The sequence below is a fragment of the Synechococcus sp. CBW1004 genome, assembly GCF_015840715.1.
Taxonomy (GTDB): domain Bacteria; phylum Cyanobacteriota; class Cyanobacteriia; order PCC-6307; family Cyanobiaceae; genus Cyanobium.
The window spans coordinates 684,658-710,541 of the sequence record NZ_CP060397.1; the positions used below are offsets into that span (position 1 = coordinate 684,658).

The following is a 25,884-nucleotide window of genomic DNA, read 5'->3' on the forward strand; positions in this document are numbered from 1 at the left end:
CGTCGCTGAGCCGACCTGCCCCCAGCGTCACTGCGCCGACCGCCTTGGCTCGGAAGCCCTGCAGCCTCGTCGCTCCTGGATTGCTCGGAGCCTGCTGTGCCCGGCTCGAAGCGGGCGAGGGGAGTGTCACCCTGCCGGTCTGTTGGCGATCACTGCGTCGGTCTGGTGGCGATCACCGCGAAGAAGGGATCGCCCTTTCCGCCGATCCAGCCCAGCGGCCCTTCGGCTCGGGTGGATTCGGCGATGAGCTCCGGCTTCGGCCATCCCTGAGCGATCAGCACCCGGGCGACGGTCAGGAGATGGTCCTGGTCGCTGGCCTCGGCCCAGACCTGGGGAGCCTTCTGGAAGAACATGCGGTTGCTGAAGGCGATGATCCACTGCCCGCCCGGACGCAGCACCCGCCACAGCTCGCAGGCAACCGCTTCGGGAAACTGCAGGTACTGCCAGCCCGCCACGGTCAGGGCCGCATCGACGCTGCTGTCCTCCAGCGGCAGGGACTGCACACGGTTGAGGTTCTGGATCCAGTGGCGGTCGAGGCGTGGGTTGGCTTCCAGCTCCTGGCGGTTAAGCCCATGGCCGATCACTTCGGCGTAGGCGACCTCCTCGGGCAGGTGGCTGACCCAGCTGCTCATCAGATCGAGCACGACGGATCCAGCCGGGATGCGCTGCCGGTAGAGGTCGGTCAGGCGCAGCCGGAAGGCGCCGTCAAGATGCTGGACGAAGCGCGGATGGGCATAGAACAGGGCGTCATCGCTGGGATCGAGCTTGAGGCGCTCCGCCTCGCTCAGCACGGGGACAACCATCCGCTCAGAGCGAGCTGGGCTTCAGCCCGAGCGACTGGGCTGCCAGCTGCTCGCTCAGGGAGGCCTGCAGCTGCCAGACCTGCAGGAGGTTGCGGGCCAGGCTGCGCAGCGTCTCGATGTCCTGGCAGGAGTCGATGGCCCGGGCCTGGGCTTCGATCGCGAACTGGCGGCTCAGGGAGAGGCTTTCCACTTGGACCATACGTGCTTAACAACACGTTACAAAGCTGGCCGTCCCTGTGTGGCCGGTGCGCCAGGGTGGGTCCATGCCTCACCACGCCAATCGCCCCACCAAGATCTGTGCCTGCTGCGGCCGGCCTTTTCAATGGCGCCGCAAGTGGAAGCAGGTCTGGGAGGAGGTGCGTTACTGCTCCGATCGCTGCCGTGGCCAGGCCCGCCGCCCCGGAAAGCGCGGTTCCGCTCCCGGGGCTGATTGCTGATCATGGCCTGGGAGTGTTGGGGGCAGCGCAGCCGCCCCCAGGCGGGTTTCCCGCTTCAGAACAGGGTCAGGGAGATGCCCAGTCCCATCACCATTGCAGCGATCAATGCCACCGCCCACAGGGCATGGGAACGGGCATCCGCTGGGGTCTCGCCACTGCGCATCGCCACTTCATCGGCGTAGAGGTTGTCGTGGTTCTCCATGTCGTGGGTGTGCATGCTGGGGCCTCCCGGAGACTGCGACCTCAGGCTAGGAAGAACCGCCTGAGCGATCCAGTCCCGGCATCTGTCGTCACATCCGGGGCCGGCGGCCGGGATGCCAGGCCCTCGATGCCGTGTCTCCGACTGCCGAGTCGGCCCGGGGGATCTCGATGTGCTGCCTGCACCTGGATCGGAGCGCCTGCAACAGCTGGAGGTTGCTTCCTGGTCCGCCATGGGGACGGGTGCTGTGGCGGTGGTCTCAGGCAGCCCCATCGGGTCGGCACAGGATCACTCCAGAGAATGGGGCCGCAGGGCCTCGCGCACCTCCGCCACGAAGTCCGGATCGATCTGCTCGTGGTTCAGCTCCGCGTCACACAGATCGTCAATGAGGTCATAGAAGCGGATCTCGAACCAGTCCTGGAACAACGCAAAGGAGCGTGAGCTCGGCCAGAGCTGGGGGTCTGTGCACCAGGAACTCAGTTCTTTTTCAAAGATCGTTCCATAGACTTTCTGCAAGATCTCCCATCCCTCTTCATCATCCTCGTAGGGCGGCAGCAGATAAAGGCCATGGTCGTTTTCCTGCCAGCTGATCGCTTCCTCGCCGCTCACTCTGCGGGTCCAGTCGATCAGGGGTGGGCGCGGGCTGATGCCGACTGCGCAGCGATTGATGATCGCCATGATGACAGGCACAAGCACTCGTCATCATCTAAGCAGTCTTTCGAGCAGGCTGTCGGCGACCTTGGCCTCACTCCCGCCGTCGCGGCGGCCTGACGATCGCGTCCATCATCCTGGCGGTCTGCACGATCGGACCGACATCGTGGACCCGCAGCACGTCTGTGCCGGCGCGGATCGCCTCGGCACAGACCGCTGCCGTGCCCCAGAGCCTTGCCCGCGGTCTGGCCTCCGAGAGCACCTCGCCGATGAAGCGCTTGCGAGAGGGGCCGACCAGCAGCTGGAAGCCTTCCTGGCGCAGGCGGTCGAGGCCTCGGAGCAGCTGCAGATTCTGGTCGTGGGTCTTGGCGAAACCCAGGCCGGGATCCCAGATCAGCTGGCTCGTGGCCACACCCTCCAACTGGGCCACGCGGGTGCTCCGCCACAGTTCCGCGCAGACGTCTTCCACGACGTCTCCATAATCGGTCAGACGATCCATGCTGCGGCTGTCGCCACGGCTGTGCATCAGGACATAGGGGCAGCCGGCATCGGCCACGACGCGCAGGATCGCTGGGTCCCGCCTCCCGCCACTGACATCGTTGATCCAGTCCGCTCCGGCTTTCAGGGCGGCTTCCGCCACTTCGGCTTGAAAGGTGTCAACGGACAGCAGGGCGTCGGGGTGGGAGCCGCGGATCGCCGTCAGCACGGGCAGCAGCCGCTCCAGTTCCGTTGCTGGCCCGATCTCCTCGGCTCCCGGTCGCGTGCTCTGGGCCCCCAGATCCAGGATGTCGGCACCCTGATCGAGCATGCGCGACGCCTGCTTCAGGGCCTGCTCAGGCCGTTGAAAGCGGCCGCCGTCGCTGAAGGAATCCGGGGTGAGGTTGAGGATTCCCATCACCCAGGTGCGCTGCCCGCTCGGAAGGCAGGCGCGATCGGGCTTGTGCTCCGGAGCCGGAAGCGCGGAGGGATCGGACGCCTGCGATGCCCCCACGGGTTCAGGGATGGTCACGCCTGCTCTGCCCGGAGCGGCATCAGGCCGTCACCGGCACCTGGTAGTTGGCGATGCGCGCGAAGCTGGTGGGATCGAGGGAGGCGCCTCCGACCAGGACGCCGTCGATCTCCGGTTGTGCCATCAGGTCGTCGATGGTGGCCGGATTCACCGACCCGCCGTACTGCACCGTGACGTCGGGATGACTCACCCAGCCGCGGATCAGACCGCAGATGCGGTTGGCCTCGTCGGCCGCACAGGTCTTGCCGGTGCCGATGGCCCAGATCGGCTCGTAGGCCACGATCAGACGCAGGGGATCAACCCCTTCCAGGCCCTGCTCGATCTGTCGATGGATCACGCGCTCGGTTTCGCGTGCTTCGCGCTGGTCGAGACTCTCTCCCACACACAGGATCGGGATCAGGCCGAAGCGCTGTGCCGTGCGGGCCCGCAGATTGATCTGCTCGTCGGTCTCGCTGTAGTACTTGCGCGGCTCGCTGTGGCCGACGATCGCATGGCTGACACCGTGCTCCACCAGCATCGGCGCCGACACCATGCCGGTGTAGGCCCCGCTTTCCTCCCAGTGCACATTCTGGGCGGCGATGGCCACGCCGGCGCCCTCGAGATGGCGGCAGAGGGTGGGGATGGCGGTGAATGGTGGCGCCAGCACGACCTGCCGGTCGCCGGGGAGTTCAGCGATCAGCGGCCTGAAGACGGCGGCGAATTCCCGCGTCTGGGCGCAGGTCATGTGCATCTTCCAGTTGCCGGCGATCACGGACTTGCGCACCCGCAGCGTCTCCTGATGAACGTTCAGCCAAGTTAAGCGTTGGTCCGTCCCCCGCTCCCGGGTGTGACGAGCAGCTCGCGCCCATCGATCGCCACCGCGTCCCCGACGTGAAGCTGCCGGCCGCGACGGGTCTCGATCGCGCCATTGACACGCACGTCTCCGCGCTGGATGCGCAGCTTCGCTTCGCCACCGGTGGCCACCAGGCCACTCCACTTGAGGTACTGATCCAGCTTCAAGTGCAGAGCGGCCTCCCGGCGGAAGGGACGTAAGGTTTGCCGATGCTTGCATCCTCGCCGGCCGGCTTCCGCAGGCTGCTTCCCCTGCTGCGGCCCCACCGCCGGCGACTTCTCGCCGGTGCCCTCTGCACTGTGGTGTTCGTCGGCAGCTTTCCGGTGCTGGCCTGGTTGGCAGGGCAGCTGATTCCCGCCATCGGTGCCGGCGACATGCCGCGTGTGCTGCGCTCGGTGCTGGCGGCGCTGGGGGTGTTCCTGCTGCAGAAGACCGCCCAGTTCGGCCAGGACACGCTGCTGGCGGGACCTGCCCTGCAGGTGAGTCAGGAGCTGCGTCGACGCCTGTTTGCGCGGCTGCAGCAACTCGATTTCGCCGCACTCGAGAAGCTCTCCGCCGGCGATCTCACTTATCGCCTCACCGAGGACGCCGACCGGGTGGGGGAGGTGATCTACAAGACCATTCAGGACACCACCCCCAGCCTGTTGCAGCTGATCGTGGTGCTGGGCTACATGATCTGGCTCGACTGGCCCCTGGCGCTGGCCACCCTGCTGCTCGCACCGCTGGTGGCACTCCTGGTCAGCGCCTTCGGAGCCCGCGTGATTGCGGCTGCCGAGCGCAGCCAGAAGCAGGTCAGTGATCTGGCTGCTCTGCTGGGTGAGGCCATCGGGGGGTTGCCCCTGGTGCGCGCCTATGCCGCTGAACCCTGGCTGCAGCAGCGTTTCGATCAGGAGATCGATCTGCACCGCCGCGCCCGCTACCGCTCGATGCGGTTGCTCGCCCAGCAGCACCCTGTGGTGGGGTTCATCGAGGCCTTCGGCATCCTGGCGGTGCTGGTGATCGGCGCACTCCGCATCCGGGCCGGTGGTCTCGATGCCCAGGGATTCGCCACCTTCATGACGGCGTTGCTGATGCTGATCGATCCGATCTCGCATCTCACCACCAACTTCAACGAGTTCCAGCAGGGTCAGGCCTCGCTGCGTCGCCTGCGCGCCATCGAGAACGAGCCCGTCGAGTCCCCTGATCGACCCGGTGCCCGCCCCCTCGGTGCGGTGCGCGGTCAGCTGGTGTTCGAATCGGTCCGTTTCGGCTACAACCCGGAGCAGCCCGTGCTGCGCGATCTCGACCTCACCGTCGAGCCCGGCCAGGTGGTGGCGTTGGTTGGGCCCTCCGGCGCCGGCAAGAGCACACTCTTCTCACTTGTCCTTCGCTTCCACACCGCCCAGGGCGGTCGGGTGCTGCTCGATGGTGCGGATCTGGCCGATCTGCGCGTTCGCGATCTGCGACGGGCCGTGGCGATGGTGCCGCAGCAGAGCCGGGTGTTTTCGGGAACCGTGGCCGAGGCGATCGCCTTCGGCCGCCCGGTCAGCCGCGAGCAGATTCGCCAGGCCGCCACCCTGGCCAATGCCGCCGCGTTCATCGAGGCGTTGCCCCAGGGCTACGACAGCCGCATCGAGGAGCGGGGCAGCAACTTCTCCGGTGGTCAGCTGCAGCGGATGGCGATCGCGCGGGCCGTGCTGGGCAACCCTGCCGTCCTGCTACTAGATGAGGCCACCAGTGCTCTCGACGCTGAGGCTGAGGAGGCGGTGCAGCGGGGCCTTGAGCAGGCCATGGCCGGTCGGACCGTGCTGGTGATTGCCCACCGCCTGGCGACCGTGCAGCAGGCCGATCGGATCCTGGTGCTCGACGGGGGCCGCATCGTCGAACAGGGCAGCCATCGCCAGCTGATGGCACGCGGGGGCCGTTACCGCGATCTGTGCGAACGCCAGTTCATTGAAATGGCCCTGCCTGGGAGCTGATCAGGGCTTAACGCTTAGGGTGCAGGGGCCATTCATTCGTTGACGTTGGAAACTCCAGCACAGCAGCCCCCCGTGCTCACCTTCGAGGGCAAGCGCTACGACCTCAATGCTCTTCCCGACGATGTCAAGGAGCTTGTGCGTGGCATGCAGGTGGCCGATGCCCAGCTGCGCATGCATGAGGACACCCTAAAGGTGCTCGCCGTCGGCCGCCAGGCAATGGCAGCCAAACTAAATGATCGTCTCCAGACGATCCCCCCACTGGCGGACTGACCCTCGCCTGAAGAAAGCCCGATCAGCGCATGACACGCGCCTTAGAAGCCTTCGGAGTCAGAGGATGACACCGGAGGCTTTTTTGTTGCCTGGTGGGCCGATCACCGGCCGCAGAAGGCGGATGCGCGCGATCAGTCGACAACCTTGTTGGCCTTGGCCAGCAGTGCATCACTGACATCGAGGCCGATGGCCTTGGCCGTGCTGCGGTTGATCAGGATGTCGATCTTGGTGAGCGGCAGGAAAGCCATCGTCGCCGGCGATTCGCCCTTGAGCACCTTCACCGCCAGCTCGCCGGCAGCGTAGCCGTCGTCGTAGTAGGACCAGCCAAGGGTCGCCAGGGTTCCGGGGAGCTTGATGTCATCAGCATCGACGGAGATCACCGGGATCTTGTTCTTGAGCCCCACCTTGGCGATCGATCCAAAGCCCTGGATGGTGGCGTAATCGCCGATCTTCACAAAGGCCTGCACCTTTTTCTGGGCCAGTGCTTCGGCTGCCTGCAGCACTTCGCCGGAATTGGCCACGGACTGCTCTTCCACCGTGATGCCGCGCTTGGCAGCCTCCTCCTTGAGCAGCTTGGCCTCGAATTCCGAATTCGGTTCCCCGGGGTTGTAGATCAGGCCCACGCTCTTAAGACCCGGCACCAGTTCACGTGCCAGATCCAGTTCCTTGTCGACGGGACTGGTGCCGATCGTGCCGACCACATTCGGGCGGTGCTGTCCGACGCCTCCGGGAGGCGTGCCCGCCCCCGCTCCCCAGGGGTTGGAGGTGTAGGCGAACACCACTGGGGTTGTCTCCGGGACCTCCTTCATGGCGGCCTGCAGCGGCGGGGTGCCGATCGCGAAGATCAGATCGGCTTTGCCACCGACGAACTGCTTCATGATCAGGGTGCTATTGGGCAGTTCGCCGGCGGCATCCTTCTGGACGAAGTTGATCGTCTTGCCTTCTTCGTAGCCCGCCTTTGCCAGGGCGGCGATGAAGCCCCGGCGCACCTCATTCGGAGGCGGGGCATCCACCATCTGCAGCATCGCCACCGTTGGACCTTTCACCTTGGTGGCCGTGCCTCCTCCCTGACGGCCGCAGGCCGCCAGCACCACACTGCTGCCGAGTCCGGCTCCCATCAGAACGAGGAAGCGGCGGCGATCGATGCTCATGGGGGATGACGTCAAACGGACGTCATTCTGGCGGTTCCGTACATCGCTCGCAAGCTTGCTTCGCTCAACTGTTGTCGTTCGGTGGCGCTCCAGTCGCCCACCAGCTCTCCGTCGTGCAGCATCACCAGTCGGTCGCCATAGCTGAGGGCCTGGTCCAGGCTGTGGGTCACCATCAGGGCCGTGCTGCCCAGTTGGCGCACGAGCCTGTCGGTGAGGGCCATCACCTGGGCTTCGGCGCGTGGATCGAGGGCGGCGGTGTGTTCATCGAGCAGCAGGAGCTGAGGCTGGCCAAGGGTCGCCATCACCAGGGAGATCGTCTGACGCTGCCCCCCGGACAGCTGGCCCACCAACGTGTCGAGGCGGTCGGCCAGGGGCAGACCCAGCTGCACCAGAAGATCGCGGTAGCGGCGCTTGTCTGCGCGGCCCGGATGGATGCCGCTCAGGCCGCGGACGCTGATCGCCGGGCGGCGGCGACGTTCCGCCAGCCGTAGGTTCTCGGCGATGCTTAGGCCCGGGCAGGTGCCGTCGAGGGGGTTCTGCATCACCCGGCCGATGCGCTGGGCGCGGCGATAGTCGCTCATACCGCTGATCAGCCGACCCTGCAGTTCGATCCGGCCGGAGTTGGCCATCAGGGTTCCGGCAAGGAGATTGAGCAGCGTCGACTTTCCGGAGCCGTTGCTGCCGATCACCACCAGGAACTGTCCGGGGGGGCAGTGGAGCTGGAAGTCCTTGAAGAGCTGGCGCCAGCGGCCTCCGGGAACCGGATGTCCCCAGCGGAGATCGTCCACGACCAGGGTCATCGGGCCTCCACGGCAGGGGGATGCTCGATGTCGTCGCCGGAGACCGGCGGGTCGTCGCCCGGATCTGTCTGCGTCGTGTCCGGCTGTGTGTCGGATTCACAGCCGTTGCGGGAGGTGAGCCCCGGGATTTTGAGATGGCCCAGGGAGAGGCCGATCAGCAGCAGCACAGCCGTCGCCAGTTTGAGATCGACCGGCTCGAGGCCCAGCTGCAGCGCGATCGCAATCAGCAGGCGGAACAGAATCGCACCGATGGCGACGGCCAGCAGCGCACGCTTGACCGATCGCGGCCGGAGCAGCGATTCGCCGATGATCACCATGCCGAGGCCGAGCACCAGAGAGCCGATGCCCATGGTGACGTCGGCGAAACCCTGATAGACGGCGACCAGGGCTCCCGCCAGGGCCACCAAGGCATTCGCCAGGGCGATGCCGAAGGTCAGGGCGCGGGCCGGACTGATGGCGTTGGCGCGCGTCATGGTTGGGTTGTTGCCAATCGCCCGCAGGGCCAGTCCGAGATCGGTGGAGAGCAGCAGGGCCAGCAGGCCGATCAGACCGAGCACGATGGCCGTGAGCGCCAGGGCCCAGCGGCCGTCGTCCCCGAGCCCCAGGTCCGGCAGCCAGCTCACCAGCGTTCCGCTCTCCGTCAGCGGGATGTTGGAGCGCCCCATCAATCGCAGCGTGATCGAGTAGAGGCCCGTCGTGGTGAGGATGCCCGAGAACAGATCGTTCACCCCGAGGCGGGTATGGATCAGGGCTGTGACCGTGCCGGCGAGGCCACCACCGATCAGGGCCCAGAGCAGGGCCTGCGCCACCGGGATGCCCTGACTGAGCATCAGGGCTGCGATGCAACCACCGAGGGCGAAGGCACCATCGACAGTGAGGTCGGCAAAGTTGAGGACGCGCAGCGTCAGATAGGTGCCAAGCGCCAGACCGGCATAGGCCAGTCCCTGGTCGTAGGCCCCCAGCCAGAGGGAAAGCATGGCCGCATTGTGCCCTGCCACGGGCATCGGCGCCGCCGCCATCACCAACCCCGGTCATCGCGGGCTTCGGCCCCCAACGGCTGTCGGCCGTCAAAGGGCTCGACCGGGCCTCGGGCACTGCTCCCTGACGCCCGCACCGGAAGGCGTGGAGCTGCCCGCGGAAGGCCGTCAGTGCTGGCAGCGTCGCTGTTCATCGGAGCGCCGGACTCCCCCTGCTGGTTCTGTCTGGCGACCCGTGAGCCAGGTCGTTGACGGCGTCGCTGATGGCCGCTTGGACGAGCTATCGGGCCCAGCGCCCTGGGATCCGTTGTCGCCGGCCAGGGGCATGGAGAGCGGAGTCGCGGGGACAACCCCGTGCAGCCCTGCCGCGCCGCCCTGTGCTGACTCAGCTCAGGGCTCCAGGTCCAGGAAGCGGAAGACGGTGCGCTGGTCCGCCCCCTCCTCCCGGGTCTCCACCACCCGCTCGCTCAGCACCCATGGGCCACCCTCGACCAGCGGCACGAAGGTGTCGGTGAAGTGGCTGAGACCGCCGCGCGGGGCGCCGCTGGCGGGATCGCTGTACTGACTGGTGTAAGTGCGGCTCAGATAACCACTGCCCGTGTGGGTGACGCTCTCGGTGAAGATCGTCACCACCGTGCCGTGGATGTGGCGGTGCACCATCGTCACCACATCGTCCTTGATGCGATAGCGGTCCCCCTCGCCCTTGCCGCCCACGATCACTTCGGTGCCCACATCATCGGTATCGCCGGCGGTGAAGGTGTTCTCGCCATGGGTCTGCTCGAAGGCACGGCGCACGCGATGGATCGCAACCTCCCAGAGCTGGGAGGCGAGGGCCTTGTGGACCTCGGCATCCTCGATGCCCTCCACCGTGGCCTTGAGATCGGCGCCCACCTGGAAACGCCCCTCCAGCCGTCGGCCAGCCCGCTCGAAGACACAGCGGCCCTGATAGCCGGCGAAGTCTGGATCCCAGGTGTAGCGGTTCTCGTAGGCTGCGCGGAAGGCCTCGCGCAGGTCACTGCCGGGAGCGATCACGGCAGGGGTGGGCGCCTCGGTGGGAGCGGCGGTCACGGTGGTGCTGGCAGGGAGGAGGAGGGCGTGTCCCGCAGAGGGGGCAGCCAGCGGCAACCCTACCCACTTCCTAGGTGCAGCCAGGCCAGGGCTGGGCCCTGGGGCATCCCCGGTTCAGCCCGTTCGGTGTTCCCACGGATCTCACACCCCTGGCACCCGATAGTGTTGAGAGGCTCAGCAGTCCGCTGGCCATGGGTTACGTGCATGCCACGATCGAACTGAGCAATCCACGGGAACCGGCGCTTCAGCCGATTCAGACCCGGGCTCTGGCCGACAGCGGCGCTCTGATGCTCTGCATCCCGGAACATCTGGCGCTGCAGCTGCGGCTCCGCACCGAGTCCGAGCGCGAAGTGACCGTGGCCGATGGGCGCTCGATGACGGTGCCCTACGTGGGTCCGGTCAAGGTGAGCTTCCAGGACCGCATCTGCTTCGTGGGGGCGCTGGTGCTGGGCGATGACGTGCTGCTGGGGGCCGTGCCCATGGAGGACATGGACCTGTGCATCAACCCCGCGCATCATTGTCTGGAGCCCGATCCCCGCAGCCCCAACATTCCGCACGCCCTGGTCAAGCGGGCCGGGAGCCGACGGGGTGCAGATCCTGCAGGGCGTTGACCGGCAACGTCTCGTCCTGCAGGGCGGCGATGGCTTCGACTGCGGCGCGGGCACCGGCCAGGGTGGTCACGGCCGGCACGGCGTAGTCGATGGCGGCACGCCGCAGATACCTGTCGTCGTGGGCGGCCTGGCGTCCCACCGGCGTGTTGATCACCAGCTGGATCTCACCGGAGCGGATCGCATCCTCGATGTTGGGACGCCCCTCATGCACCTTGAGGATCGATTCCACCGCGAGGCCCGACTCCCGCAGGGAGCGGGCAGTGCCCTCGGTGGCCACCAGCCGGAAGCCCAGTTCCGACAGCCGTTGGGCCACGGGCACCAGGGCCGGCTTGTCGCGATCGTGGGTGGAGAGGAACACGGTGCCGCCGGTGGGCAGGGCTTCGCCCGCCGCCAGCTCGGCCTTGGCATAGGCCAGTCCGAAGCTGCGGGCGGTGCCCATCACCTCGCCGGTGCTGCGCATCTCCGGCCCCAGGATCGAATCGGCGCCGGGGAAACGCTTGAACGGCAGCACTGCCTCCTTGACGGCCTGCAGGGGGGGCACTGGCTCACGGGTGAGGCCGATCTGCTCAAGGCTGCGGCCGGCCATGATCCGGCTGGCGATCTTGGCCAGCGGCACGCCGGTGGCCTTGGCCACGAACGGCACCGTTCGGGACGCCCTTGGATTGGCTTCGATGATGTAGACGTCGCCGTCCTTGATGGCGAACTGCAGGTTGATCAGCCCGTTCACCTGAAGCGCCAGGGCCAGGGCCTCGCTCCACTGCCGGATCGTGGCCAGCGCCTGGGCCTCGAGGCTCACCGCCGGCAGAGCGCAGGCGGAATCACCGGAGTGAACACCGGCCGGCTCGATGTGCTCCATCAGGCCTCCGATCACCACACGACCGGTGGCATCACAGAGCGCATCGACGTCCACTTCCGTGGCGTTCTCGAGATATTGATCGATCAGCACCGGGTGATCCGGTTCGACGTTCACCGCTTCGGCCATGTAGCGGTTGAGTTCCTCCTCGCCGTAGACGACTTCCATGGCGCGGCCGCCGAGCACATAGGAGGGGCGCACAACGACGGGATAGCCGACCCTGTCGGCCACGGCGCGGGCCTCGGCCTCGCTGCGCGCGAGACCGTTGCGCGGCTGGCGGATCTCCAGCCGCCGCAGGATCGCCTCGAACTGCTCGCGGTCTTCGGCGCTGTCAATCGATTCCGGTGAGGTGCCCCAGATGCGTGTGCCGGTGGTCTTGCCTGCGGGACTTTCGAGCCAGCGCAGCAGCGGGATCGCCAGCTTCAGGGGCGTCTGGCCGCCGAACTGGACGATGACACCGACGGGCTTCTCAACCTCGATCACATTGAGCACATCCTCGAGGGTGAGCGGCTCGAAGTAGAGGCGATCGGAGGTGTCGTAATCGGTGGAGACCGTCTCGGGGTTGCTGTTCACCATCACCGTGGCGAAGCCTTCCGCCTGCAACGCAAAGGAGGCATGCACGCAGCAGTAGTCGAATTCGATGCCCTGGCCGATGCGATTGGGGCCGCCGCCCAGGATCATCACCTTGGGGCGCGTCTCAGGCTGCACTTCGGTTTCCGGGGGGATCAGCGTCAGGCTGCCGTCGGGATTGAGACGCTGCAACGGCTGCTCGTAGGTCGCGTAGTGGTATGGCGTCGTCGAGGCGAATTCCGAGGCGCAGGTGTCCACCGTCTTGAACACGGCGCTGATCCCGAGTCCCTGGCGGCGGTTGCGCACCTCCAGTTCATGGCTGCCGGTGGCCCAGGCGATCTGGCGGTCGGAGAAGCCGAGCTGCTTGAGCTCGAGCAGGGCTTCCGCTTCGAGATCCGCGAGCTGGCGTCCGCTGAGCAGCCGTTGCTGGGCCTCGAGGATGCGGCGCAGCTTGGCCAGGAACCAGGGGTCGATCGCCGAGATGCGGTGGATGTCGGCATCGCTGTAGCCGGCCACCATCGCCGCCCTCACCGAGAAGATCCGATCCGGGGAGGGGGTGCGGAGCTGCCGCTCCAGTTCCGAGCGCTCGGGTGGCGCGTCCGACCGGTCGCAGCCCCAGCCGGCGTGGCCGGTCTCCAGGGAGCGCAGGGCCTTCTGGAACGACTCCTCGAAGCAGCGGCCGATGGCCATCGCCTCCCCCACCGATTTCATCGCCGTGGTGAGCACCGCCGGGCTGCCCCGGAACTTCTCGAAGGCGAAGCGGGGAATCTTCGTCACCACGTAATCGATCGTGGGCTCGAAGCAGGCGGGCGTCTTGCCGGTGATGTCGTTGACGATCTCGTCGAGCGTGTAGCCCACCGCCAGGCGTGCCGCGATCTTGGCGATCGGGAAGCCGGTGGCCTTGCTGGCCAGTGCCGAACTGCGGCTGACGCGCGGGTTCATCTCGATCACGATCACGTCGCCATTGGCGGGATTGATCGCGAACTGAATGTTGCTGCCGCCGGTGTCGACGCCGATCTCGCGGATGATGGCGATCGACTGATCCCGCAGGCGCTGGTACTCGCGGTCGGTCAGGGTCTGCGCTGGGGCGACGGTGATCGAATCACCCGTGTGCACCCCCATCGGATCGAGATTCTCGATCGAGCACACGATCACCACGTTGTCGGCGGTGTCGCGCATCACTTCCAGCTCGAACTCCTTCCAGCCGAGCAGCGACTGCTCGATCAGGATCTGGTTCACCGGACTGGCATCGAGGCCGCTCAGGCAGATCGCGCGGAACTCCTCCGGGTTGTAGGCGATGCCGCCGCCGGAGCCGCCCAGAGTGAAGGCGGGCCGGATGATGCGCGGATAGCTGCCGATGCGCTCGCCGACGGCCTCGGCTTCCTCCAGCGTCTTGGCGATCCCTGAGGGACACACCGCCACCCCGATCCGCTCCATGGCCTGCTTGAACAGATCGCGGTCCTCGGCCTTCTCGATCGCCTGAAGATCCGCTCCGATCAGTTCGACGCCGAAGCGTTCCAGGGTTCCGTCACGGGCCAGCGCCACTGCCAGGTTGAGAGCGGTCTGGCCCCCCATGGTCGGCAGCAGGGCATCGGGGCGCTCCAGCTCGATCACCCGGCGCACCACCTCGGGGGTGAGCGGCTCGATGTAGGTGCGATCCGCCATGTCCGGATCGGTCATGATCGAGGCAGGGTTGGAGTTCACCAGCACCACTTCGAACCCCTCTGCCTTGAGGGCCTTGCAGGCCTGGGTGCCGGAGTAGTCGAACTCGCAGGCCTGTCCGATCACGATCGGACCCGACCCCAGCAGCAGGATGCGCCTGAGATCCGTGCGGCGGGGCATGAAGCGTCGTTGACCTGATCGACCCAAGCCTCTCACGGGGCCCTCTGCACCCCGGGCCGCCGCACCAGCGCTTCGGGCAGGCCGTGATGCCGCGTGCCGGGTCCTCCGGCCCGGAAGGTGATCGCTAACCTGCCTGCAGATCCGGCTGCCCATTCCCCCGGACCCGACAGCGATGAGCGAACTCCAGCGCCTGAAGGGGCTGCTTCCCCCCGAGATGCAGAGCTGGGTGTTCGTGGAAGCCGCCGCCTCCGTCGATCCGCCGCTGATCACCCTTGAGGAGATCGGCCGCGACGAGATCGAGATTCAGGTGGATCTCGAGAAGTGGGACGCCCTGGCGCTCGACCATCGCAACCTGCTCTTCTGGCACGAGGTGGGGCGCATTCAGAACGACGCGGTTCCGCGTGACGGCTGGGAGATGGCGGCCCTGGCGATCGGTCTGGGTGGTGCCATCGGCGAGCTGTGGGTGCAGGACGGTCTGCTCCTGCTGATGGCCCTCGGGCTTTCCGGCTTCGCCGGCTACCGCCTCTATCTCAAGAACAACTCCGAGAAGCGCCTGCAGGACGCCATCGCCGCCGATGAGCGGGCGATCGATCTCGCCTGCCGTTTCGGCTATTCCCTGCCGAACGCCTACAAGAGCCTTGGAGGCGCCCTCAAGGAGCTGGTGGAGCAGACCCGCAAGAAGAAGCGCCGCGCCTTCTACGAGGACCGGCTTGAGGCCCTGCGCCGCAGCGCCGGCAAGGCACGTGCCGAAATGGCCCAGCAGCAGGGCTCCCGTCAGTCCGTCAGCAGCGAGAACGTCTATGGCTGAGGTCCATTCCCCCGATGACACTGCACCCGTGTCCCGGCCCAGCCCCGATCCCACCCGTGCCAGGCTCGATGTCGACGACAGCCGTGCGCTGGCGCTGCTGGCCGCTGAGGCCTGCGATGACCGCAAGGCGGTCGATATCCGCCTGATTCGTGTCGACGAGGTCAGCTCCCTGTCCGACTGGTTCGTGATCTGCAGCGGTCTCACCGATGTGCAGGTCCGCGCCATCGCCCGCTCCGTGGAGGATGCGATCGAGGAGCAGTGCGCTCGGCTGCCGCTGCGGCGGGAAGGCCAGAGCGAGGGGCGTTGGGTGCTGCTCGATTACGGCGAGCTGATCGTGCACGTGCTCACCCCCCAGGAGCGCTCCTATTACGACCTGGAATCGTTCTGGGGCCACGGGGAACAGGAGCGCTACGTCAGTCCGCTGGCTCCCGCCGATCTCCCTCCACCTGTGGGTGGCACGGCGTGAGCCCGCGCGAAGCAGCTGGTGGTGCGGCGGAGGGGCTTCCCCGCCTGGATGGCATCGCCTGCCCGGTGCCTGCGGAACAACAGCCGCTGCAGGAATACCAGCAGCTTGAGGCCTCCTGGTTCTTCGCCTGGCCCTCGACCTCCACGCCAGCGCTCCTCCGCCCACTGGGTGTGGCCTGGTTTCTTGCGCTCCTGCCGGCCTTGCTGGTGGCGAGCGGCAGCTATGTCCTGAGGCATCACCCGCTGCCGCTTCTCCTGGCGGCTCTGGTGGTGGCTCTTCTGTTGCCCCTGCTGCTGTTGGTACGGCAGTGGCTGGGATGGAGCTACGTGCGCCGGCGTCTGGTGCTGGAGCGCGTGGAGTACGAGGAGTCCGGTTGGTACGACGGCCAGGTCTGGGAGAAACCGCTCGCCTGGCGTCAGCGCGATCTCCTGGTGGCACGCCATCAGGTCAAGCCGGTGATGGATCGTCTGCGTCGCGCTCTGCTCCTGACCATCGCCCTGATGGCCGGTGGTCTGCTCCTCCTGGTGGCCGGGCTCTGGCAGGCTCTCTGAGTCACGGTGGGCGACCGCCCCGCGTATGGCCCAACCTTCTCCCAGCTTTCCCGGCTCCACCCGCAGCGCCAAGACGCCCCTCGAGGTGCGGCTCGAGCGGGAGGGGATCCCCGAGTCACGCCATCGCGTCCATGCGGTGGTCTGCGATCAGCGCGGTCGGGTGCTGATGCGTGCCGGTGATCCGCAGCAGCTCAGTTTCGTTCGTTCGGCTCTCAAACCCTTCCAGGCCACCATCTTCGTCAGCAGTGGCGCGGCTGACCGCTGTGGCTGCGGTGACCGGGGTCTGGCGATCGCCTGTGCCTCCCATGCCGGCACCGCCGCCCACGCCCGTGAGGCGTTCAAGCTGCTGTGGGGTGCCGAACTGGAGGTGGAGCAGCTGCAGTGCCCGGTGCCGAGCGGCGGCCGCAGCCCTCTGGAGCACAACTGCTCCGGCAAGCATGCGGCCTTCCTGGCGAGCTGCCGCCAGATGCACTGGCCCCTCGAGACCTATCTGCAGCCCAATCACCCGCTGCAGCAGGAGGTGCTCAAGCGGGTGGCCGAACTGCTGGCGGTGCCGGCAGCGGAGCTGGTGGTGGCCCGCGACGACTGCGGTGCCCCCACCCTGCAGCTGCAGCTCGCCCAGATGGCCCTCCTCTATGCCCACCTCGGTGCCGGCGCCCTGCCTGATCTGGAGCGGCTCAGCCGCGCCATGCTCGCCCATCCGGAGCTGGTGGCCGGTGAGGACCGCTTTGATACCGAGCTGATGCGACTCGGGCATGGCCAGGTGATCAGCAAGGGCGGCGCCGAGGGCATTCAGTGCCTCAGCCGCGTCGGCGAGGGGCTGGGAATGGCGATCAAGGTGGAGGACGGCTCGGCCCGGGCCAAGCACGCCGTGGCCCTGCACCTGCTCGAGCAGCTGGACTGGCTGACCCCGGCCGGCCTTGAGCAGCTGCGACACCGCTTCCTCGAGCCGGCGCCGCATCTGCGCCTCTCGGTGCTCGGGGAGCTGCGTTTCGACTGAGTCCAGCCGGGGTGCTCCAGGGGGGGACACCCCGGCTGGTATGATTCAACACATGCCGCGGGGTAGAGCAGTCTGGTAGCTCGTCGGGCTCATAACCCGAAGGTCGGTGGTTCAAATCCGCCCCCCGCCACCACTTCCCCTCCCCGGCTCTGCCGGGTTTTTTTGTGCCCGTGTCCGTCGCCGATGCCCCCTTCGACGCCGTGGTGGTGGGGGCAGGTGCCACGGGTGGCGTCGCGGCGATGACCCTGGCGGAGGCCGGCCTGAGGGTCCTGGTGCTGGAGGCAGGGCCGGAGGTGCGTCCCGAACAGCTGCGCAGCCGTGAACCTCTCCACAGCCTGCAGCGGCTCGCCTGGTTCTCCGAAGGATCCCGCCGTCTGCAGGTCAACCACCCCGGCTACTGGAAGAACAACCCGTCGCTGTTCGTCGACGAGCGGCAGAACCCCTACAGCACCCCCGACGACGCGCCGTTCCTGTGGACGCGTGGGCGGCAGGTGGGCGGCAAGAGCCTCACCTGGGGGGGGATCACCCTTCGGCTCTCGGATCTGGAGTTCCGCGCCGGCGAACGCGATGGGATCGGTCCCAGCTGGCCGATCGCCAGCAAGGATCTTGCTCCCTTCTACGACCGCCTGGAACGGCTTCTCGGGGTCCATGGTCAACGGGATGGCCTGCCCCAGCTTCCCGATGGTCACTACAGGCCGCCGCTGCCCTTCACGCCCGGCGAGCGGCACCTGGGTGCGGCGATCGCCCGTGAGCTGGGGCTGCCTTTGATCCACTCCCGCGGCTTCGCACTGCACCAGCCCAGCCCCGATCAGCCCTGGCCGGCGTCCGCTGCCCAGGGGGTGACGCTGCGGCGCGCCCTGGCGACCGGTCGGGTGCGGCTGCGGCCTGAGTCGGTCGTCAGCCACCTGGAGTTCGACCGCGGCCAGCAACGGGCCGAGGCGGTGGTGCTCGTCGACGCCCGCACCGGCAGGCTGCAGCGGATCGCGGCTCCATTGGTGGTGCTCTGCGCCTCGACGATCGAGACGGTGCGGATCCTGCTGCAGTCCAGCGAACAGCACCGCACCGGGGGCCTGATCGATCCCTCCGGCTGTCTCGGCCGCTTCCTGATGGATCACATCTCCACCTGTCGCTTCTTCTCGATCCCGGACATTCCCCCGCCCCAGGGTCCCGTGGAGCTCTCTGGTGCCGGCAGCTGCTTCATCCCCAACACCGTCAATCTCGCTGACGACGGCACGCTTCCGTTCCGTCGCGGCTATGGCATCTGGACGGCCCTGCAGCGCTTCGATCCACCGGCACTCCTGCAGCGGCGCCCCGGCGAGGCCGTGGGCTTTCTGATCGCCCACGGCGAAGTGCTGCCGGATGCCGCCAACCATGTGCGGCTTGATCCGGTGCTTCGCGACGGCCACGGGCTTCCTGCGGCGCACATCAGCTGCCGCTGGGGCAGCAACGAAGCGGCGATGGTCGCCCACATGCACGCCCGCATGCAGGAGGTGGTGGCCGCCGCCGGCGGAACGATCCGCCCGATCGAGGAGCTGTTCCGTCTGCCTCTTCTCGAACCCCTGGTGCGGCGCTCCCCCGCCGTGCGGCCCGAGGCGCCTCCACCCGGTTACTACATCCATGAGCTCGGCGGGGCGCGCATGGCCGCTCGAGCCGAGGACGGCGTTGTCGACGCGTGGAATCGCTGCTGGGGCGCCAGAAATGTGCTCGTCACCGATGGAGCCTGCTGGCCGACGGCCGGTTGGCAGAGCCCCACGCTGACCGAAATGGCGGTGACCTGGCGTGCCTGTGAGGCCGCCGCTCGCGGCCACGCCGATCCGGACTGAACACCCCATCCGAACTCCACGGTGGCGACCGCGATCCCCGCTGCGGATTCCCCCGGGCGTGGATCACGGTTCAGCTGTGAGCATCCGCGCACCCGCAGGCCGCACGGTGTCATTGACCACAGTCCTGGGCGGAGCGAATCCGCACAATCACAGGGCGACCTTTCCAGGGTCGGGCAAGGGAGAAACAACAGGCGAGGGTTGGCCCCCTCGCCTTTTTCATGGCTCAGGCCGCGATTCTTCCGATTTCTGTGGAAAAAACAGGCAAAAGCGGTGGAAAACTGCGCACCGATGCGGAAATCGCAGGGTCAGTGCTGGTCTCATGTGCGCACCACGTCAGGGAGATCCCTGCCGAAGCGTGCGCGGGCCGAGCGGGTGATCCGCATGGGGATAGGGGGTGTGGTGGTGGGCTTGGGCGTCTTCAGCGCTGTTCCGCTGGTTCCCGAGGGAGCTCAGCGAGGCCGATTCCGGAGCATCGCCGTCTGCGTGGCTGTGGTCATGTCCCTGGAGATGACCCTCCCCATGACTGTGTGCATGGCCATGGCTGTGCCCATGAGTGTGCCCGTGGCTGTGGGGGTGCTCGTGGCTGAGGCCGGCAGGGAGGGCGCTGATCTCCTGGCAGGCCCCGGTGCATTCGGTCTCACACAGCTGGCAGCTCTCCACCAGACCCTCAACGTGATGGTGATGGCTGTGCTGGGGCGCACCCACCTCCTGCTCAAATCCCAGCACCTGGGCGCGGTACTTGCAGAGCGAACAGTTCATGTCGGTGTCGCCCCGCAGCACCTCCTCCACCCGCTCCCGGAAGGTGCCCAGCACGTCGGGGTGATCGCCGAGGTAGCCGGCATGCAGGAAGGAGATCTCCGGGTGGTCTTCGGCCACCCGGTCGCTGTGCTGGCGGATGCGGCTGACCAGCACGCCCGAGAACAGGAAGTACGGAAAGACCACGATCCGCCGGTAGCCCAGCTTCACCACGGCCCGCAGTCCCGGTTCAACCAGCGGGAAGGTGACCCCGGAGTAGAGCGTTTCGCCCCAGCCGAAGCCGAAACCTTCCACCAGCATCCGCGTCACCTTGGCGACATTGGAGTTCGCGTCGGGGTCGGAGGAACCCCGTCCCACCACCACCAGCAGCGTTTCGGAGACCGGGATCGCGGCAAGCCCCTGGTCGTGCCGACGCCGGTCGTCCTGCTCCAGGCTGGCGCGGATGCGGGCTCCCGCCGCCAGGATCATGCGCCGGTCGACCCCCAGTTCCCGGCCGTAGTCGATGCGCAGTCCCGTTTCGGCGGCGTAGGTGTTGAGCACCGACGGAATGTCGTTCTTCGCGTGGCCGGCCGCGAACAGCATCGCCGGTACCGCCAGCACATGCTCGACTCCCCGGTGGCGCAGGGCATCGAGACCATCGCGCAGGATCGGCCTGGCGAATTCCAGGTAGCCGTACTCCAGCGGCACCGGCTCGAGATCCCGGCGCAGGGCCTCGGCCAGGGCGGCGAATTCGGCCACGGCCAGCCGGTTGCGGCTGCCATGGCCGCAGACCAGAACGCCGATGCGGCCGTGGGGTCCTGCAGGGGAGAGGGCGGAAGTCATGGGGGCGCACACCTGGGCCGACCCTATTCCCGGCCGGTCATCGGATCAGCCCTGGCGTTCCGGTCCCCGCCGCCGCCGCGCCGACCCCCCGGGGACGCAAGGATGGCTTCATGAGCCTCCGGATCCCCCCTTATCAGCCCCTGCCGGCTCCGGCCAGGGACACGCCGATCCTGCAGCTGCCGATCGCCCGGCTGCACCCCACCCAGATGTGCGTGGGACTGGCCGAGGTACGCAGCCGCCAGGTGGATTTCAGTCAGGACAGCCGCGAGCGGCGCCAGCGCTACCTGCGCAGCAAGCCCATCCCGCTCGTCTGCCTCGACGGACGCGAGTTCTGGATGGTGGATCGCCATCACCGCCTGCGGGGCCTGATCGAGATCGATCCCGAGGCCGAAGCCTTCGGCTACAGCGTCCTGGAACTGAGCGGCCTCGATCGGCGTGGTGTTCTGGAGGCCCTGCATGCCCGGGGCTGGCTGTACCTCTATGACGGCCGGGGTCTTGGACCCCTCTCGCCCCTGGCCCTGCCGGAGTTCCTCAGCGGCCTGCAGGACGACCCCTACCGCAGCCTCGTGTGGAAGCTGAAGAAGGAGGGTCTCATCGATCCGGCGCCGTTGATTCCCTTCCATGAGTTCCGCTGGGCTGCGTGGCTCAGGCGCAGGCCCCTGCCTCCCTTCAGTTCGTCGGAACTGGAGCCGGCCCTCCCCTCTGCCCGCACCCTCGTTCGTTCGAGTGCCGCCTCCCACCTCGCCGGCTGGAAGGGGCGCCGCTGAGACGGCGGCCAGCGGGCAGGGCTAGACAGGGGGCGGTGTTGAAGCCTGCAAGCAGCTGCCATGCCCTATTCCCACATCCTGGTGCCCAGCGATGGCAGCGAGCTCTCACGACGTGCCATCGCCCATGCCGTGCAGCTGGCCTCCCGGCTCGGCGCTCGCCTCACCTTTCTCCACGTCCACGCCAATGTGCCGCTGCCCCTCGGGGGCCTTGGAGAGGCTCTGGAACCGCGCACGATGGAGGCCCTGATCGCCGCGAGTCTGCAGGAGTCGGATCGGATTCTTGAGGAGGCTGCCACTCAGGCCGACAGCGCTGGCGTGCCCTACCGCTGCGAACGGGTCCCCGGGGACCTGCCCCATCGCGGCATCCTTGCCACCGCATCCCGTCTCGGCTGCGACCTGATCGTGATGGCCTCCCATGGCCGGCGCGGGTTGAGCGGGCTCCTGATCGGCAGTGAGACGCAGCGGGTGCTGGCGGAGGCTCCCTGCCCTGTGCTGGTGCACCGTTGACCGGCCGTCCACCGCTGTCGCGCTTGAGATGTCGGTGATGTGCGGCAGGATGGGGTGTCCTGCGGACGAGGACGGTTCGGCCATGTCCCGTGATCGAGATCCCCTCCAGATCCCTCGGGCGGGGCTGGAGGCAGCCCCCCTGGCCGGACTGGTGTCGATCCCGTTGCCAGGTCGGACGGTGCCCCTGCCGTCGGGCCGGCTGGTCGCCGAATCCACCCTCGGTGCGGTCGTTGTTTACGGCATCTACCAGGCTCTGCTCAGCGCGCTCCGCTGCGAGGCTCTCGTGCGTCGCGGTGAACTCGATCGCCAGGCCCAGGTCCGTATCGTGAGTCGGTCCGCCTGGGCGGCCATGCAGCAGGGAGCGGCCATCGGAGTGGTCCTCAGCCTGGTGGTGCTGGTGCTCCCCTGGCTGAGCCTGCCGCTGGGATTGCTGAGTGTGGTCGGCGCCGGTCGTGCCTCCCTCGATCTCGCCCATGCCTTCTGGGATGGCCTGAGCCCGCTGCAGCGCCATGACCTGCATCGTGCGGCCTATGCGGCAGGTGTGAGCCTCCACCGCCTGTTGGGTGGTGGTCGCCTTGCAGCCGGGTCGCTCTGATCGGCTTTCGCCCTGGGGTCTGATCAGGACGGGTCTGATCAGGACGCGCTGAAGAATCCCCGCGAGCTCAGCCAGCCGATCACCAGGAGCAGCGGCACCACGAAGGCCAGGAAGATCTGAAGCCTCACCAGACGGTCGGGTGGGGCGGAGGAGGGTTTGGAGGGGGGCATCGGCAGCGGCAACTGGATCCGATTATCCGGTCCGCTCTAGACCTCCCTGCTGTTCTCGAACCACAGGTGCCTTGTCGACGCTGGCGGCGCAGGGACGCTGATGCAGTCGCCAGGCCAGCTTCAGATCCTGGTCATCGATGTCAAAGCCAAGCCGCCGCCCGGCCAGCACCAGTTCGGTTCTGGAGCGGCAGTGCATCAGCGCGCGCCGCAGGGCCGCCTCGCTCTCGGCCTGCTCCACGAGCCGCTCGAGTTCACTCCAGCTCATCCGTCTCCGCCGTGGCGGGTTCAGCCTGGCAACGACGGCGCCGGCGCACCACCCTCCATCAAGGAGCCGATCCGGAATGTCCGGCCGGGTCGCTGAGCAGCCGCCGTCTGCGCTGCGGGCCTCCGGCTTATCTCCTGTGCAGAGGATGCGGTGCGGCGGTGATGCCCTGACGGCGTGCCGTGAGGCCCGGGTTCCAGGCGTCAGGGCCGGGGGCCTGCGGGACGACGGGCCAGGCACCTGCGCACATTGACTAGAATTAGCGATTGTCATCAGACTGATTCCTGCGCTTGCGCCTGTTCTCCCTCTTCAGGCACGATCGAGCATCGGTCCTGATCCTGAGTTTGCTGGCGATTGCCGCAAACCAGATTGGCGTTGATCTGTTTTATGGGACCCGACTTTATCTGGGCTCCATTCCAGTCGTGCTTGCCCTGCTGTTGTTCGGCAAGCGTGGACTTCTGGTCGGTGTGGCTTCGGTTCTGTGCGTCCCCCGGCTCTGGCTGGAGCCACAGGTTGCGATTGTGCAACTGGCTGAGGTGTTCTGGCTGGCCGGCTTTCTTCACCTCGGAAACGAACGCCGTGAAGCTCGTGAGCGAGGAGAAATTGTTCTGGCAGACATGCTGTTCTGGATTGTCGTCGCCATTCCGCTCGACATCCTGATGTTTGGTGTCCTCGCCAGTGACGATCTCCCCACCGTGCTGGATCGTTCCCTGCTTCAGGGAGTCAACGGCATCGTCAACACCGCTGCTGCCTTCAGCCTTTTGATTCTGATCCGCATTGACCAGAGTCGACGGGATCCGGCCCGCAGCGTCTCCCTGCAGGGGCTGATGCTCATCTCCCTGCTCGGCCTCATCCTGCTCTCCGGCATGTTCTCCCTGGCCGTCGCTGTGCGACAGCTCGACCGGGAGGTCATCGATGATCGGCTGGCGCGCTTCCGCCAGCTGGCCCTCACCTCCGCCGTTCTGCAGAGCGAGGCACTCGAGGACCTGTCTGGCCTGGGTCGTCACCACCAGTCGCCCCTGGATTTTCAGGTCTTCGATGGTGAAGGCAGGATCATCTACGACAGCAATCCGGCTCTGTTTCAGACGCTCGAGACCCGCTACGTGGAACCGGGATCGCCGCTGCCGCAGCACCCGCAAGTGGACGAGCCTCTTGATCTGTTGATTCCCGCGGAGTCGCAGCCATCCATGATCTCAGGCCTCCGTGGTTACTGGCGCTATCAGAGCACGGATGATCTGGAGGCCCGCACGGGAGCGTTCGCGGCATCCGCACCGGACAGGATGGTGGTGGTGGTGGTCGAGCCTGCCCGGAACGGCATCCGTGAGCTCCAGGCACAGAGCAGCGGTGAGATTCGTTCGCTGGCCCTGCTTGTCCTGGTCGCGATGATCGTGGCTCGGGGTATCTCAGGATTCGTTGTTCGCCAGATTCCCGAGCGGCCCCTTCTGCACGGTTTCCGTGCCGAGGATGATCCCTCGGCCCCGGAGGGCACGGCCGGCTCCCCGCCTCCGGAGAGATTCCATTCGGTGCTCAGCGAGTTGCAGCCCTTGTTGCAGGCCCTGCGCGCCCGCGCCGATGTTCTCGTGAATCTGCGCGAGTCGTTCCGACGAAGCGAGCGTCAACGTCACCGTCTGGAGGAGGAAGTCGGCAGGCTGAACATCATCGATCCACTGACAGGCTGTTTCAATCGCCGCGAACTGTATCGGCGGCTCGATCATGAGCTGCGACTCAGCGGCCGCGAAGAGCGCGAATTGAGTTTTCTCTGTCTGGAAATCGATCATCTTCGCCACATCCATGACAGCTACGGCGAGCCTGTTTCCGCGGAGGTGCTGCGCCGGATCGCCCTGGAGCTGCGCAATCGCTCCCGCGCCACGGACTTTCTCTGTCGCCTCGGTCCCGAGCAGTTCGGGCTGCTCTTGCCTGCCTGCGATGCCGTGTCGGCTGGAAAAGTGGCTTCGATGCTGAGCGATGTGGTGCGCTCCCTGGAGATCCGCCACGAGCGATCCATCCTCGCCGTCACCCTCAGTGTCGGGGTGGCATCGCTTCAGTCCCACCGGGACGATCCGGATGCGTTGATCAAGCGCGCCCAGAGCGCCTTGTACCGGGCCAAGGCCGAAGGACGCGACCGCGTGGTGATCGCCTGAGCCGCCGCCGGCCCTCCGGCTGCTCCCGGTGCTTTCGAAACGATCGCGATCCGTGTGTCTGTCTGTCAGCTCAGGGACCGTCGCCCTCCTGACGCCCTGGGCTGGCTTCCGACTCTCTGAAGGCGCTTGCACCCGGCTCCCGCTCATCCAGGCCATCACCCCGCTCGGCGGCGAAGTCCCCCTCCAGCGGTTCGGCGGCGAGGTCCTCCACTTCCCGCAGGTAGCGGGCCAGCGGAGCGGCGCTGCCGTGGGTCACATAGATCTGGCGGGCGCCGCTCTCGCGCACGCTACGCAGCAGCCCGGGCCAGTCCGCGTGATCGCTCAGGACGAACCCCCGTTCATAGCCCCGCCGCCGCCGGGCGCCCCGCACGGCCATCCAGCCGCTGACGAACGCGGTCTGGGGATGGCGGAAACGACGCATCCAGGCGGAGCGATGGGCTGAGGGGGGCGCCAGGATCAGCCTCCCAGCCAGGGATTCGCCGCGGGGCACGGCGCTCACCGGTCGGGTGGGCACCATCGCCACCCCGGCCTGCCGGTAGGCCTCCATCAGGTTCTCGACGGCGCCATGCAGCAGCACCTCCTCACGGACGCCGATCGCCTGCAGCTCTGCCAGGATCCGCTGCGCCTTGCCGAAGGCATAGGCGAACAGCAGCGAGGGCCGCTCCGGAGCCGCCTGCCACCAGCGGTGGATGTCGGCGGCCACCTCCCCGCCGGGTTGCCAGCGGTAGAGCGGCAGGCCGAAGGTGGCTTCGGTGATGAACACATCGGCCTGCACAGGCTCGAACGGGGTGCAGCTGGGATCGGGGCAACGTTTGTAGTCGCCGCTCACCAGCCAGCTCTCCCCGGCGCCCTCCAGCCGGATCTGGGCACTGCCCAGCACATGGCCGGCGCTGTGGAAGGAGACACGCGCGTCGCCGATGCGGTGCACCTGGCCGTAGTCCAGTGGCAGCAGCTGAATCCGATCCCCGAGCCGCTGCCGCAGGATCGCTTCGCTGCTGCCGATCGCCCAGTACTCCCCGCAGCCAGGACGGGCGTGGTCGGCATGGGCATGGGTGATCAGGGCGCGGGGAACAGGCCGCCAGGGATCGATCCAGGCCTGGGCGGCCGGGCAGTAAAGGCCCTGGGGGGTCAGCCGCAGCAGTCCGCCGGCAGGCAGGGGCATGGGCGGAAGATCAGGGTGGCAGC

30 protein-coding genes and 1 tRNA gene are annotated in these 25,884 nt (G+C 67.3%); 14 read left to right on the top strand and 17 right to left on the bottom strand.

Translation table 11 applies throughout. The annotated features are described in order from the left end of the window. Positions 1-149: 149 nt before the first annotated feature. Together H8F25_RS03275 and H8F25_RS03280 are read right to left on the bottom strand one after the other, a co-directional pair. Entirely contained in the window at positions 150-803 is a 654-nt protein-coding gene (locus tag H8F25_RS03275; protein ID WP_197211998.1) for a class I SAM-dependent methyltransferase, read from the bottom strand. 4 nt (positions 804-807) lie between these two features. Next, complete coding sequence (locus H8F25_RS03280; protein WP_197213389.1) at positions 808-993, bottom strand: hypothetical protein; 186 nt, start codon at positions 991-993, stop codon at positions 808-810. Positions 994-1,066: 73 nt separating this feature from the next. Between H8F25_RS03280 and H8F25_RS03285 the strand changes: the two genes are divergently transcribed. Then, positions 1,067-1,240 (top strand): DUF2256 domain-containing protein, encoded by a 174-nt coding sequence (locus tag H8F25_RS03285; RefSeq protein WP_197211999.1) that lies wholly within the window; start codon positions 1,067-1,069, stop codon positions 1,238-1,240. 55 nt (positions 1,241-1,295) lie between these two features. On the opposite strand, the gene H8F25_RS03290 is transcribed toward H8F25_RS03285, so the two are convergent. The 5 genes from H8F25_RS03290 to H8F25_RS03310 form a co-directional block, all read right to left on the bottom strand. Further along, complete coding sequence (locus tag H8F25_RS03290) at positions 1,296-1,457, bottom strand: hypothetical protein (protein WP_197212000.1); 162 nt, start codon at positions 1,455-1,457, stop codon at positions 1,296-1,298. Between the two features lie 270 nt (positions 1,458-1,727). Further along, positions 1,728-2,117 carry a hypothetical protein gene (locus tag H8F25_RS03295; RefSeq protein ID WP_197212001.1) on the bottom strand — a complete coding sequence of 130 codons (390 nt, stop codon included), beginning with the start codon at positions 2,115-2,117 and terminating at the stop codon, positions 1,728-1,730. Between the two features lie 67 nt (positions 2,118-2,184). Then, entirely contained in the window at positions 2,185-2,985 is an 801-nt protein-coding gene (folP, locus tag H8F25_RS03300; RefSeq protein WP_197213390.1) for a dihydropteroate synthase, read from the bottom strand. A 136-nt stretch (positions 2,986-3,121) separates the two neighbouring features. After that, the gene (tpiA, locus tag H8F25_RS03305) at positions 3,122-3,823 is read right to left on the bottom strand and encodes a triose-phosphate isomerase (RefSeq protein WP_231597304.1); all 702 of its coding nucleotides are present in this window, start codon (positions 3,821-3,823) and stop codon (positions 3,122-3,124) included. A gap of 71 nt (positions 3,824-3,894) precedes the next feature. After that, the gene (locus H8F25_RS03310; protein ID WP_197212003.1) at positions 3,895-4,098 is read right to left on the bottom strand and encodes an RNA-binding S4 domain-containing protein; all 204 of its coding nucleotides are present in this window, start codon (positions 4,096-4,098) and stop codon (positions 3,895-3,897) included. A 42-nt stretch (positions 4,099-4,140) separates the two neighbouring features. Here H8F25_RS03310 and H8F25_RS03315 point away from each other — a divergent pair, with 42 nt between their 5' ends. Both H8F25_RS03315 and H8F25_RS03320 read left to right on the top strand, forming a co-directional pair. Then, positions 4,141-5,889 (top strand): ABC transporter ATP-binding protein, encoded by a 1,749-nt coding sequence (locus H8F25_RS03315; RefSeq protein ID WP_197212004.1) that lies wholly within the window; start codon positions 4,141-4,143, stop codon positions 5,887-5,889. A gap of 45 nt (positions 5,890-5,934) precedes the next feature. Next, on the top strand, positions 5,935-6,159 hold the full coding sequence (locus H8F25_RS03320; protein ID WP_370525869.1) for a DUF6447 family protein: 225 nt from the start codon (positions 5,935-5,937) through the stop codon (positions 6,157-6,159). A gap of 131 nt (positions 6,160-6,290) precedes the next feature. Here the strand turns inward: H8F25_RS03320 and H8F25_RS03325 are convergent, their stop codons facing one another. From H8F25_RS03325 to H8F25_RS03340, 4 genes are all read right to left on the bottom strand, one after another. After that, positions 6,291-7,310 (bottom strand): ABC transporter substrate-binding protein, encoded by a 1,020-nt coding sequence (locus tag H8F25_RS03325; protein ID WP_197212006.1) that lies wholly within the window; start codon positions 7,308-7,310, stop codon positions 6,291-6,293. An 11-nt stretch (positions 7,311-7,321) separates the two neighbouring features. Next, positions 7,322-8,110 carry an ABC transporter ATP-binding protein gene (locus tag H8F25_RS03330; RefSeq protein WP_197212007.1) on the bottom strand — a complete coding sequence of 263 codons (789 nt, stop codon included), beginning with the start codon at positions 8,108-8,110 and terminating at the stop codon, positions 7,322-7,324. After that, on the bottom strand, positions 8,107-9,087 hold the full coding sequence (locus H8F25_RS03335; protein ID WP_197212008.1) for an ABC transporter permease: 981 nt from the start codon (positions 9,085-9,087) through the stop codon (positions 8,107-8,109). Before H8F25_RS03335 ends, H8F25_RS03330 begins: the two co-directional genes overlap by 4 nt. Positions 9,088-9,477: 390 nt before the next feature. Then, positions 9,478-10,155: a DUF3386 domain-containing protein gene (locus H8F25_RS03340; protein ID WP_197212009.1), complete on the bottom strand. Its 678-nt coding sequence runs from the start codon at positions 10,153-10,155 to the stop codon at positions 9,478-9,480. A 74-nt stretch (positions 10,156-10,229) separates the two neighbouring features. Between H8F25_RS03340 and H8F25_RS03345 the strand changes: the two genes are divergently transcribed. Next, positions 10,230-10,766 carry a clan AA aspartic protease gene (locus tag H8F25_RS03345; RefSeq protein WP_231597039.1) on the top strand — a complete coding sequence of 179 codons (537 nt, stop codon included), beginning with the start codon at positions 10,230-10,232 and terminating at the stop codon, positions 10,764-10,766. On the opposite strand, the gene carB is transcribed toward H8F25_RS03345, so the two are convergent. Further along, positions 10,720-14,031 (bottom strand): carbamoyl-phosphate synthase large subunit, encoded by a 3,312-nt coding sequence (gene carB, locus H8F25_RS03350; protein ID WP_197212010.1) that lies wholly within the window; start codon positions 14,029-14,031, stop codon positions 10,720-10,722. The genes H8F25_RS03345 and carB overlap by 47 nt on opposite strands. A gap of 172 nt (positions 14,032-14,203) precedes the next feature. Here carB and H8F25_RS03355 point away from each other — a divergent pair, with 172 nt between their 5' ends. The 6 genes from H8F25_RS03355 to H8F25_RS03380 all read left to right on the top strand — a co-directional run bounded on the left by H8F25_RS03355 (position 14,204) and on the right by H8F25_RS03380 (position 18,679). Continuing rightward, positions 14,204-14,839, top strand: a complete 636-nt coding sequence (locus tag H8F25_RS03355) for a DUF3318 domain-containing protein (RefSeq protein ID WP_197212011.1) — start codon at positions 14,204-14,206, stop codon at positions 14,837-14,839. Beyond that, on the top strand, positions 14,832-15,305 hold the full coding sequence (gene rsfS, locus H8F25_RS03360; protein ID WP_370525802.1) for a ribosome silencing factor: 474 nt from the start codon (positions 14,832-14,834) through the stop codon (positions 15,303-15,305). Before H8F25_RS03355 ends, rsfS begins: the two co-directional genes overlap by 8 nt. 44 nt (positions 15,306-15,349) lie before the next feature. Then, positions 15,350-15,856: a CGLD27 family protein gene (locus H8F25_RS03365; protein WP_197213392.1), complete on the top strand. Its 507-nt coding sequence runs from the start codon at positions 15,350-15,352 to the stop codon at positions 15,854-15,856. A gap of 25 nt (positions 15,857-15,881) precedes the next feature. Further along, positions 15,882-16,856: an asparaginase gene (locus tag H8F25_RS03370; protein WP_197212013.1), complete on the top strand. Its 975-nt coding sequence runs from the start codon at positions 15,882-15,884 to the stop codon at positions 16,854-16,856. A gap of 56 nt (positions 16,857-16,912) precedes the next feature. Continuing rightward, positions 16,913-16,989, top strand: a tRNA-Met gene (locus H8F25_RS03375). Between the two features lie 106 nt (positions 16,990-17,095). After that, positions 17,096-18,679: a GMC oxidoreductase gene (locus H8F25_RS03380; protein WP_231597305.1), complete on the top strand. Its 1,584-nt coding sequence runs from the start codon at positions 17,096-17,098 to the stop codon at positions 18,677-18,679. A 333-nt stretch (positions 18,680-19,012) separates the two neighbouring features. Here the strand turns inward: H8F25_RS03380 and H8F25_RS03385 are convergent, their stop codons facing one another. Then, entirely contained in the window at positions 19,013-20,257 is a 1,245-nt protein-coding gene (locus tag H8F25_RS03385; protein ID WP_197212014.1) for a sirohydrochlorin chelatase, read from the bottom strand. Positions 20,258-20,367: 110 nt separating this feature from the next. Here H8F25_RS03385 and H8F25_RS03390 point away from each other — a divergent pair, with 110 nt between their 5' ends. From H8F25_RS03390 to H8F25_RS03400, 3 genes are all read left to right on the top strand, one after another. Further along, positions 20,368-21,024, top strand: a complete 657-nt coding sequence (locus H8F25_RS03390) for a ParB-like protein (RefSeq protein WP_197212015.1) — start codon at positions 20,368-20,370, stop codon at positions 21,022-21,024. 60 nt (positions 21,025-21,084) lie between these two features. Continuing rightward, complete coding sequence (locus tag H8F25_RS03395) at positions 21,085-21,531, top strand: universal stress protein (RefSeq protein WP_197212016.1); 447 nt, start codon at positions 21,085-21,087, stop codon at positions 21,529-21,531. A gap of 82 nt (positions 21,532-21,613) precedes the next feature. Next, positions 21,614-22,126, top strand: a complete 513-nt coding sequence (locus tag H8F25_RS03400; RefSeq protein ID WP_197212017.1) for a hypothetical protein — start codon at positions 21,614-21,616, stop codon at positions 22,124-22,126. Positions 22,127-22,164: 38 nt separating this feature from the next. Here the strand turns inward: H8F25_RS03400 and H8F25_RS17925 are convergent, their stop codons facing one another. The 3 genes from H8F25_RS17925 to H8F25_RS03410 form a co-directional block, all read right to left on the bottom strand. Then, positions 22,165-22,296: a hypothetical protein gene (locus tag H8F25_RS17925; RefSeq protein ID WP_255518303.1), complete on the bottom strand. Its 132-nt coding sequence runs from the start codon at positions 22,294-22,296 to the stop codon at positions 22,165-22,167. Between the two features lie 22 nt (positions 22,297-22,318). Further along, positions 22,319-22,561 (bottom strand): Nif11-like leader peptide family natural product precursor, encoded by a 243-nt coding sequence (locus H8F25_RS03405; protein WP_197212018.1) that lies wholly within the window; start codon positions 22,559-22,561, stop codon positions 22,319-22,321. A 269-nt stretch (positions 22,562-22,830) separates the two neighbouring features. Beyond that, complete coding sequence (locus H8F25_RS03410) at positions 22,831-23,697, bottom strand: hypothetical protein (protein ID WP_197212019.1); 867 nt, start codon at positions 23,695-23,697, stop codon at positions 22,831-22,833. 48 nt (positions 23,698-23,745) lie between these two features. On the opposite strand from H8F25_RS03410, the gene H8F25_RS03415 reads away from it, so the two are divergent. Further along, the gene (locus H8F25_RS03415) at positions 23,746-24,699 is read left to right on the top strand and encodes a GGDEF domain-containing protein (RefSeq protein ID WP_197212020.1); all 954 of its coding nucleotides are present in this window, start codon (positions 23,746-23,748) and stop codon (positions 24,697-24,699) included. A 70-nt stretch (positions 24,700-24,769) separates the two neighbouring features. Here H8F25_RS03415 and H8F25_RS03420 read toward each other — a convergent pair whose 3' ends face one another. Further along, on the bottom strand, positions 24,770-25,861 hold the full coding sequence (locus tag H8F25_RS03420) for a ligase-associated DNA damage response exonuclease (RefSeq protein WP_197212021.1): 1,092 nt from the start codon (positions 25,859-25,861) through the stop codon (positions 24,770-24,772). Between the last annotated feature and the right edge of the window lie 23 nt (positions 25,862-25,884).